8 protein-coding genes, 1 pseudogene and 1 riboswitch are annotated in these 6,818 nt (G+C 70.8%); of the genes and pseudogenes, 2 read left to right on the top strand and 7 right to left on the bottom strand.

Annotation, left to right across the window (positions count from 1 at the left end; all coding sequences use genetic code 11):
- Positions 1-245 precede the first annotated feature (245 nt).
- The gene (locus AB0J06_RS26100) at positions 246-1,193 is read right to left on the bottom strand and encodes an NlpC/P60 family protein (RefSeq protein WP_357432294.1); all 948 of its coding nucleotides are present in this window, start codon (positions 1,191-1,193) and stop codon (positions 246-248) included.
- A 27-nt stretch (positions 1,194-1,220) separates the two neighbouring features.
- A riboswitch (cyclic di-AMP (ydaO/yuaA leader) is annotated at positions 1,221-1,362 on the bottom strand.
- 545 nt (positions 1,363-1,907) lie between these two features.
- Between AB0J06_RS26100 and AB0J06_RS26095 the strand changes: the two genes are divergently transcribed.
- Positions 1,908-2,450 (top strand): DUF6232 family protein, encoded by a 543-nt coding sequence (locus tag AB0J06_RS26095; protein ID WP_357432292.1) that lies wholly within the window; start codon positions 1,908-1,910, stop codon positions 2,448-2,450.
- A 17-nt stretch (positions 2,451-2,467) separates the two neighbouring features.
- Here AB0J06_RS26095 and AB0J06_RS26090 read toward each other — a convergent pair whose 3' ends face one another.
- From AB0J06_RS26090 to AB0J06_RS26075, 4 genes are all read right to left on the bottom strand, one after another.
- The gene (locus tag AB0J06_RS26090; protein WP_357432290.1) at positions 2,468-3,307 is read right to left on the bottom strand and encodes a helix-turn-helix transcriptional regulator; all 840 of its coding nucleotides are present in this window, start codon (positions 3,305-3,307) and stop codon (positions 2,468-2,470) included.
- Between the two features lie 15 nt (positions 3,308-3,322).
- Positions 3,323-4,189 (bottom strand): helix-turn-helix transcriptional regulator, encoded by an 867-nt coding sequence (locus AB0J06_RS26085; protein WP_357432288.1) that lies wholly within the window; start codon positions 4,187-4,189, stop codon positions 3,323-3,325.
- Positions 4,190-4,379: 190 nt separating this feature from the next.
- Positions 4,380-4,571, bottom strand: a complete 192-nt coding sequence (locus AB0J06_RS26080) for a DUF397 domain-containing protein (RefSeq protein ID WP_357432286.1) — start codon at positions 4,569-4,571, stop codon at positions 4,380-4,382.
- A 192-nt stretch (positions 4,572-4,763) separates the two neighbouring features.
- Positions 4,764-4,967: a DUF397 domain-containing protein gene (locus tag AB0J06_RS26075; protein ID WP_357432284.1), complete on the bottom strand. Its 204-nt coding sequence runs from the start codon at positions 4,965-4,967 to the stop codon at positions 4,764-4,766.
- A gap of 227 nt (positions 4,968-5,194) precedes the next feature.
- On the opposite strand from AB0J06_RS26075, the gene AB0J06_RS26070 reads away from it, so the two are divergent.
- Complete coding sequence (locus AB0J06_RS26070) at positions 5,195-6,217, top strand: SMP-30/gluconolactonase/LRE family protein (RefSeq protein WP_357432282.1); 1,023 nt, start codon at positions 5,195-5,197, stop codon at positions 6,215-6,217.
- On the opposite strand, the gene AB0J06_RS26065 is transcribed toward AB0J06_RS26070, so the two are convergent.
- Together AB0J06_RS26065 and AB0J06_RS26060 are read right to left on the bottom strand one after the other, a co-directional pair.
- The gene (locus AB0J06_RS26065) at positions 6,207-6,539 is read right to left on the bottom strand and encodes a DUF3817 domain-containing protein (protein WP_357432280.1); all 333 of its coding nucleotides are present in this window, start codon (positions 6,537-6,539) and stop codon (positions 6,207-6,209) included. The genes AB0J06_RS26070 and AB0J06_RS26065 overlap by 11 nt on opposite strands.
- Before the next feature lie 25 nt (positions 6,540-6,564).
- Positions 6,565-6,818, bottom strand: a pseudogene (locus AB0J06_RS26060) (hypothetical protein); the annotation flags it as partial.

Here is a 6,818-nt window from a genome sequence, read left to right as displayed (position 1 = left end):
GGGGCGCGGGTGCCGCCCCCCCCCCCCCCCCCCGTCGCCGCTAACCCCCCCCACCACCCCCCCCGCGGCGCGGCCCCCCCGGCCCCCCCCCCCGCCCCCCGTTTCTGTCTCTGCCGACCGCGCACCCTGCGCACACCGGGCGGCGGCACCGAACGGGGACGCGACGGACTCGGACCCCGCTGGCCGAGTAGCCCGTAGGGGCTACCCGGCCAGCGTCGATCAGCGCACGTGGCGCCCGGTCGGGGTTAGCGGACCCGGCCGTAGCCGATGGGCGACATGACGTCGACGCTGGCGAGTTTCACGCTCTCGCCGAACGTCGGGGCATGGATTATCCTGCCGCCGCCGACGTAGAGCGCGACGTGTCCCATACCGCTGTAGAACACGAGGTCGCCGGGTTGCAGCGAGCCACGGCTGATGTGTGTCACGACGTTCCACTGCATGTCGGTGTTGTGTGGCAGGGACTTCCCGGCCGCGCGCCATGCCGCGAGGGTGAGCCCGGAGCAGTCGTAGCCGCCGGGACCTTCGGCGGCCCAGACGTACGGCTTGCCGATCGCGCCGTACGCGTAGCGCACCGCCGTGCCGGCCGATCCGGCGACGGAGGGGACGCGCCCCGTGTAGCCACCGCTGGTCGAGGTGGCGGAGCCGTAAACGGTCTTCCGCATCGCGTTCAGCTTGTCGAGCTCGGCTTCGATCTTCTTCTTGCGGTCGCCGAGCTCCTTGCCCTGCGCGTCCTGTCGGATCAGGGCGGCGTTGAGCCGGCTCTTCTCCGCGTCGTACCGCTGACGGCTCGCGGTGTACGCGGAAACCTGCTCCTGGCGGTCCCGGGCGAGTTGGTCCAGCGCGCCCAGCCGGGTGACGAAGCTGTCGCTCTCCGCGCCGCCGAGCAGGGCGCCGGCCGCGTTCAGGCCGCCGCTCTTGTACGCGGTGGACGCCATCTCGCCGAGCTCCGCGTGGGCCTTGCCGAGCTGCTGCTCGAGCGGGCCCATCTTCGCGGCGAGCGCGTCGGCCGCCGCCTTGGTCTTCTTCTTCTCCTCGTTGAGCCGGTTGTAGGACTCGACAACCTTCTCCAGCTCGACCGAGGACTTGTTGATCTGCTGCGTGAGCTCAGCGGCCGAGGGTTCAGCCAGAGCGCCCGTTGCGGGCACGACCATGCCGATCGAGAGACCGGTCAGGACGAGGGCGCGCAGCAGCATCCGTGAGGATGACAAAACAGACAAGACCCTTCTTCCCTTGGCCGCCTACCGGGTTAGCTGACGGATTCGGGCGGGAAAGGTCGCCCTACCGCGCGGACGCGGATTCACCCCAACGCACAAGGTGGGTCCCCGGTTCGCCATGTGCCCGCGACCCTAGCAGTAACTCTGCGTGGCGCTCAGGCGACGATTCGGCAGCGCCGGGCCGGCGTCACCGATTGGGATGACTGCCTACCGGACCAGCCTCTCCAACCTAGCCGGGCACGGCAGGGCGCGAAAGTGACTCCGGGGTGATCTGTGACAGACGGACTGATCGGTTGATTGTCGTTCTCACCCAACGTATGCATCTGAAGTCGAAGCGTCACCCTGTGCCGTCCGATGCGTTGTTGATCTTCGCGTCGGTGCGTCGCGGTCGGTCGGCGCGGCCGTTTGCCGCTTTCGTCGCTCTTCGCGCGTCCCACGAGATCAGCGCGCATGACAAAAGACAACGAAGGGCGCGAATGGGTGTCCAGGAGGCTTGCTGCGCCCTGCCAATCTGCCAGGTAGCAGATTGCACGGCTTCCGCTATCGAGCTTGCCCTTTGCACAATGGACACGAGCCGGAAGGACTCGCGGCAACGGCGCTCTTATGGAACAGGCGATCGGCACCTGGCTGCCACCAGGTGCCGATCTCAGAAACCGCCACACCAGCCCGCCTCACGAGCCGTTGGAGGCACACGTGCATGCTACCCGCGACAACCCGCGCCTACCAGGTACACAATCCGTTACCCCCGATGTCGTCGCGCCCCGGATACCCGTCCCGCTCTACCGTCAGCCCGGTATCTACATCACGCCCGAATGGTTCATCGTCGCCGGGCGCCGGTTTCCGGTCCGCGAACTGAGCAACCTGCAGACGGTCCGCGGATCCCAGGACCGGCTCACCGGCCGCGCGGTCGGCGCCACGGCCGTGGTGCTCGGCGCGATGGGAACCGCGCTCGGATTCCGTGGCATCAACCACCTCACTGCGGCGACCTACCTCGCGCTGGCCGCGGCCGCCTTCGTGCCAGGGGTGATGGCGTGGTTCGGTCATCGGGTGCGGCCGCGCTCCTACGAGCTCTGGGGGCAGTACCGCGGTTTGACGACGCTGCTCTACAGCAGCGACGAGGAACGGCAGTACGGCCAGGTGACCCGGGCTCTGGTGCGCGCGCAGGAGGCATCGCGGCTGGGCAGCCTGGCCGACCCGGTCGCCTCGACCCCCATCTGGGTGCCGAAGCGGCGATAGGCGGGCCGGGCGGGCGATCAGTCCGGCTCGCCCGCCATCCGGTCGAGGAGCGCGCTCGTCTCCCCGGGGCTCAGTGCCAGCCCGCACAGCCTTTCGAACTCCCCGCGATAGGCGTCGACCACGCCGGGTCGATCGACCACGTCCTCCGCGGCCGCGCTCTCCACGTACATCACGTCGGCGGCGTGCGCCTCCGCGAACTGCAGGATCGCGAACGGGCCGTGGTGATGGTTGACGCCGGTCGTGAAGGGGAGCACGTGGATCGTGATGTGTGGCTCTCTGGACAGGGAGAGCAGGTGGTGGAGCTGATCGCGCAGATCGTGCGGGCCGTCCGCGATCCGGCGCAGGACCGCCTCGTCGAGCACGGCGACGACCTGCGGCGGATCCGGTCGGCCGAGGACCTCACGCTGCCGACCGAGGCGTACGGCGGGTTGACCGCCCTCGCCGGTCCGCGTCGCACCCGCCGTCGCGTACGACTCGGTCTGGAAGAGGTTGGGCAGGCCCGTCGGATGAAAATAGAGAATCGACGACGTCTCCGCCTCCAGCCCGATGTACGCGGCGTAGGACGGTGGCAGGGTCGCCCGCAACGATGACCACCAGTGCCGCAGCCGGGAACGTCGGGCCAGCGCGACCAGTTCGTCGACGCGACGCTCGTCGGTGACGTCGTAGAGCCGCACCAGGGCGAGCACGTCGGTGGTGGAGATGCTCACCGTGCCGGCCTCGATCCGGATCATTTTCGACGGTGACCACTCCATCGCGGACGCGACCTGCTCCTGGGTGAGCCCCGCCGCGATCCGCGCCGCGCGGAGCCGGGCGCGCAGCCGACGCCGTCCGAGCGTGGGTCCCTGCACTGCGGACATGCCCCTCCTCTCAGGTCAGTCGAGCTCCCCCGCGATGCTCGCGATCAGGGCGAGTGATTGCGCCGGAGCGAGCGACTTCTCCTGCAGTCGGGGAAACATGACCTGGTAGGGCTTGACGGCCTCCGGGTTGTCGATCACGTCCTGCAGCATCGCGGCCTCCACGTAGACCACATCCGTGTCGTCGCGATCGGCGAACTCGAGGATGGTGAACGGAGCGGCGACCGCGTAGTCGGTAGCGGTGAACGGCAGTACCTGGATCGTGACGTTGGTGGCGCTCGCCATCGCCACCAGATGCCGCAACTGTTCGCGCAGGCACGCTGCACCGCCGGTCTGCCGGTGCAGCGTCGCCTCGTCGAGCACCACCTGGATCGTCGGCGGATCCGGTCGGCGGAGCACCTCTCGTTGACGTCGTAGGCGGATCTCCACGGCGATGTCGACGTCGCCGGGTCCGGCCTGTTCGGGCGGCGCGGCGGCGGCGAAGATGGCCCGGGCGTACGACTCGGTCTGCAACAGGCCGGGGATCCCCGCCGCCTGAAAGAAGCGCAGGGCGACCGCTTCCGCCTCCAGCCCGATCAGCGCCGCGTAGCTCGCCGGCAGGGAGTCCTTGTACGGCGCCCACCACGCGCGGCGCCGGGAGACCCGGGCGAGCTCGACGAGTTCGGCGACCTGACGTGGGTCGGTCATCCGGTAGTGGTGCAGCAGGGCCTTGACGTCGTTGGTCGAGATCGAGACGCTGCCCGCCTCGATGCGGATCAGTTTGGACAGCGACCAGTCCATCGCGGCGGCGACCTGTTCCTGCGTCATCCCCGCGGCGTCGCGGGCGCGGCGCAAGGCCGAGCGCAACCGCCGGCGGCCGACGGTCGGCCCCTGCACCGTCGTCATCGACGCACCCTCCGTGGACGACGCGATGGACCACCGCGTGGGGAAGTCGCTCCGGTCTTGCGCACCGCGAGCCGGCGGGCCGCCACCTGTGACCGTGCCAAGCTCGCCACGAGGGTACACCGGGTACGTTGCGCCTTCCGGCATGCGCCATCGGCCCCGGACCGGTCGTCTGCCCGGTCGGGCGACACCCTCAGGCGGGCGGGCCACCGCGCTTCACCGCCGACTGGAAGTGGCGCCAGGCATCCGCCGTGACCGTCAGCAGGGGCCCGTCCGGCTGGGCCGAATCGCGGATGTCGACGTGGTCGCCGTCCGGGCGCACCTCGACGCACGCCTGGGTGTCGCACCGGCTGCTCCGTCGCCATGGCCCCGGTCGATCCCGCATCTGCGCCCCTCCCGCCGGACACCACGCGCTCTCGGCACGCGGCGACCGGCCCGCTGTGTCGAATGTGCCACATCGGAGGTGTCGGGAGTAGACGGTGCGGCGTGAATGAAAGGGCGGACGGCGGCGGGAGGTCGGCGGCGCGTGCGCGGCGCGGTGAGCGCGGCGCGGATGAGGGTGGCGGCGTGTGCGGAGTCAGCCGGCCGTGAAGGTGCCGGTGCGCACGCCGGAGACGAAGCGCTGCCAGGCGGGCGCGGCGAAGCTGAGGTGATGGTCCGGGGACGCCGAGTCGCGGACCGCCGCCCGCCCATCGCCGAGGGCGATCTCGACACACTGGTGCGAGTCGCACCGGGTGCTCTTGCGCCACACCGTCGTGCCCCGGGCGTCGCTCTGGGCCATTGTGTTGCTCCTCGACAGCGAAGAAGGCGGGCGCCGCCGCTTGCGGTCGCCCGGTTTCGGGCGCACGAGTGCCGCGCCCGCATAACGTGATTTACGGCTTTAGCGCAAAACTGGCCGGATCGTGTCCGATACTGCCGCCCACGGTTGGTGTGACCACTTGGGCGCGCGGGAGAACATTAGCGAGGAGGGATTCCCCCGACAAGGCCCTCGCGGTGACAATACGGACGATGAGCCGACGTACTGGTACCCGCCCCGCCCCCCGCTGGATCCGTGCCGCCCACGCCACAGCGACCGTCCCACCACCGCTCGACGGGGCCTGGGCGCCCGTCGATCTCCGCCTCGACGAGGTCGAGCGGTTCCCGCTCCCGACCGGGGGCGCGCCCGAAGACGTCCTGGTCGACTCCGACGGCCGCCTCGTCGCCGGCGGCGTGGACGGCAGGCTCTGGCGCTGGGCCGGCGACGCCCGACCCGGCGACCGGCCGGAGCTGCTCGCGGAGACCGGGGGGCGTCCCCTCGGCATCGAGACGGACCCCCGCGACGGCAGCCTCGTCGTCTGTGATGCCGACCGCGGGCTGCTCCGGGTGACCGCCGACGGTGTCGTCACCGACCTCGCCGACACGGCCGCCGGCGCCCCGATCCGCTTCTGCAACAACGCCGCCGTCGCCGCCGACGGCACGGTCTACTTCACGGACAGCTCCGACCGCTACGGCATCGACACCTGGAAGCGGGACCTGCTCGAGCACCGCCCCAACGGGCGGCTGCTCCGCTACGACCCGCGCACCCGGCGCGTCGACGTGGTCACCCCCGGGCTCTACTTCCCGAACGGCGTCGCGCTCACCCCCGACGAGTCCGCGCTGGTGGTCGCGGAGACGAGCACCCACCGGCTGCTCCGGATCACGCTCGACGGCGCCGTCACCGGACTCGCCGACCTGCCCGCGTACCCGGACAACCTCTCGGCCGTCGGGGACGGCACCTACTGGGTGGCGCTGCCCAGCCCCCGACTGCCGATCGAGGAGCGGCTGCTGCCGTACCCCTTCGTCCGCCAGGTGGCGGCGCTCCTGCCCGACCTGCTGCAGCCGCAACCCCGCCGCTACGGCCTGGTCGCGCTGGTCGACGGCGCGGGCAAGGTGTTGCGGACGCTGCACGGGCCGAGCGGCACCTACCGGATGGTGACCGGGGTCCGCCAGGACGGCGAGCGGCTCTGGCTCGGGAGTCTGGTCGAGGACGGCGTCGCGCGGGTCAGCGTGTGACGGTCAGCTCGGGTCGCTCCACCGGCGCGCTCTCGCGCACCCAGCGGCTCACCACCCGTTCCGCGTAGAACGACACGAAGGGGACGGTGCCGGCGAGCATCACCAGTGCCATCCGCTTCAGCGGCCAGTTGGCCCGGCGTGCCAGGTCGAACGCGGCGACCAGGTAGACCATGTAGAGGAACCCGTGCGCCGGGCCCACGGTCTGCACGACGACCGGCTGGTCGAACAGGTACTTCAGGGGCATGCCGACCACGACGAGCAGGATCAGCACGACACCCACGACGTAGGCGATCAGGCGGTATCGGGTCAGGGCAGCGCCCACGGTGTTTCCGTCCTTCCTGCCCGGCTCAGCCGGGGTAGTCACCGGGCCGGGCGCCCGGATTCTCGTTCAGCCACGCGAGGTAGCGGTTGTATTCGGTCAGCTCGCTGTCACCGCCGTCATCGGCAGCGACCGAAACGCGGGTGCGCACCGGCCGGCGGATGCCGGCCGCCACCGGCTGGTCGAACTCCTCCGCCGGCGCTTCCCCGCCGCGCAGCGTGTGCCGCACCTCGCGGACCCAGACGAAGATGACGAACCCGGCGAAGACCGGCCACTCCACCG

The organism is Micromonospora sp. NPDC049679 (assembly GCF_040659735.1).
In the GTDB taxonomy this organism is placed as follows: Bacteria; Actinomycetota; Actinomycetes; order Mycobacteriales; family Micromonosporaceae; genus Micromonospora_I.
The sequence above is the reverse complement of the archived record's forward strand: the minus strand, read 5'-3'. Positions and strand labels throughout refer to the sequence as shown.

Excerpts from the sequence above, each read along its gene's own strand:
- AB0J06_RS26100 (WP_357432294.1), bottom strand. The coding sequence starts at position 1,193 with ATGCTGCTGCGCGCCCTCGTCCTGACCGGTCTCTCGATCGGCATGGTC.
- AB0J06_RS26090 (WP_357432290.1), bottom strand. The coding sequence starts at position 3,307 with ATGTCCGCAGTGCAGGGACCCACGCTCGGACGGCGTCGGCTGCGCGCC.
- AB0J06_RS26085 (WP_357432288.1), bottom strand. The coding sequence starts at position 4,189 with ATGACGACGGTGCAGGGGCCGACCGTCGGCCGCCGGCGGTTGCGCTCG.
- AB0J06_RS26080 (WP_357432286.1), bottom strand. The coding sequence starts at position 4,571 with ATGCGGGATCGACCGGGGCCATGGCGACGGAGCAGCCGGTGCGACACC.
- AB0J06_RS26075 (WP_357432284.1), bottom strand. The coding sequence starts at position 4,967 with ATGGCCCAGAGCGACGCCCGGGGCACGACGGTGTGGCGCAAGAGCACC.
- AB0J06_RS26070 (WP_357432282.1), top strand. The coding sequence starts at position 5,195 with ATGAGCCGACGTACTGGTACCCGCCCCGCCCCCCGCTGGATCCGTGCC.